At 59.8% G+C, this 1,511-nt stretch carries 1 protein-coding gene; it reads left to right on the top strand.

Annotated elements, in window-relative coordinates; translation table 11 throughout:
• Positions 1-254: 254 nt before the first annotated feature.
• A partial coding sequence (locus AB4Y44_RS42280) for an alpha/beta hydrolase (RefSeq protein ID WP_368702800.1) occupies positions 255-1,511 on the top strand: 1,257 nt, incomplete at its 3' end.

Below are 1,511 nucleotides of genomic sequence, written 5' to 3'. Positions count from 1 at the left end.
TTGCAGGCCTCGCGCTATAACCAGGTGATCAGCGTGTATCAGGCCATGGGCGGTGGCTGGGTGGATATCGCCGATTCGCATACGCCCGTGTCCCTGAGCGCCGACAGAAAGGGCAATGCCTCGCAGGGCAGGTGACACAGGCTTTAACGACATAGGACCAGGCTACGCTTCACGAAGCATGCGGTCGAATTGATACGCAGCAGAAGAATTTCAAGGTCACTGTGTGTTTTGAAGTTGCTTCCACGAGAAAACCCATGCTACGCACGTCGCTGAAGGTAATAAAAATATGCGTGTCGATACTGGTCGTGCTCGCGTTACTCGCATTGGGTTTGCGGGCATGGTCTTCGCTGCGCGGCCCGGAACTATCGGTCTGGCACACCCACGTGCCGCGGGAGATGACCGTCGAAGAAATAGACGCCGGCGACTGGAATGCGTACATGCGGGAGGAGTCGCGGCTTGTCGAGGATGTGCGCGTGAACGTCGTCGAAAAGATCAACGCATCCGAGCGTGTCCCGTCGAACCGATACTACGAAGGCTCACCGATCTATCCAGAGCACTTCGCTCAGGACTGGAACCGCTCGTACATACTGGAACCTCCCGGAACGCCGGTTGGAGCGGTGGTGCTGCTGCACGGCATGACGGACTCGCCCTACAGTTTGCGGCACATCGCGCGCAACTATCGTGACCGGGGTTTTGTCGCGATCGCCATCCGCTTACCTGGACACGGTACCGTGCCAGCGGGACTGACCAATGTCACGTGGCAAGAGTGGGCCGCAGCAACGCGACTCGCGGTTCGCGAAGCGCGTCGGCGCGTGGGCCCGGACAAGCCGCTCGAACTGATAGGCTTCTCGAACGGCGGCGCGCTTGCCCTGCAATATGCAATGGACGCCATCGAGAACCCCGCGCTCACGCGTCCCACCCGGCTCGTGCTCATTTCGCCGATGATCGGAGTCACTCGTTACGCGCGGTTTGCGGGCCTCGTGGGACTGCCCGCGATGTTGCCCGCGTTCGCGCGGGCCGCCTGGCTCGGCATCGTGCCGGAATTCAACCCCTTCAAATACAACTCGTTCCCGGTGAACGCAGCGCGTCAGTCCTGGCTGCTTACCAGCGCCATCCAGGAGCAGATGGCGAGGCTTGAGCGTGAGAATCGGTTGAGGTCACTCCCTCCCGTGCTGACGTTCCAGTCGGTTACCGATTTCACGGTCAGCACCCCTGCAGTCATGTCGTCGTTGTATGACAAGCTTCCCGCAAACGGCAGCGAAATCGTGTTGTTCGACGTGAACCGCAGCGTGAGTTTCAGAACCTTCCTGCGCGTCGCGTCCTATTCGGCGCTCACACGGCTGCTGCGCATCGGGCCGCAGAACTATCGCACCACGGTCATTGCCAATGCCTCGCAGGATTCGGCTCATACGGTCGAACGCAGTGTCGATGCCGGCAGCGTGGCAACTCACGTTCGCCCTTTGGGAATTGACTATCCTCCGGATATTTTTTCGTTATCGCATGTTGCGATT

Source organism: Paraburkholderia sp. BR10937 (genome assembly GCF_040965695.1).
Classification (GTDB): domain Bacteria; phylum Pseudomonadota; class Gammaproteobacteria; order Burkholderiales; family Burkholderiaceae; genus Paraburkholderia.
This window is presented reverse-complemented; position numbering and strand designations above follow the sequence as displayed.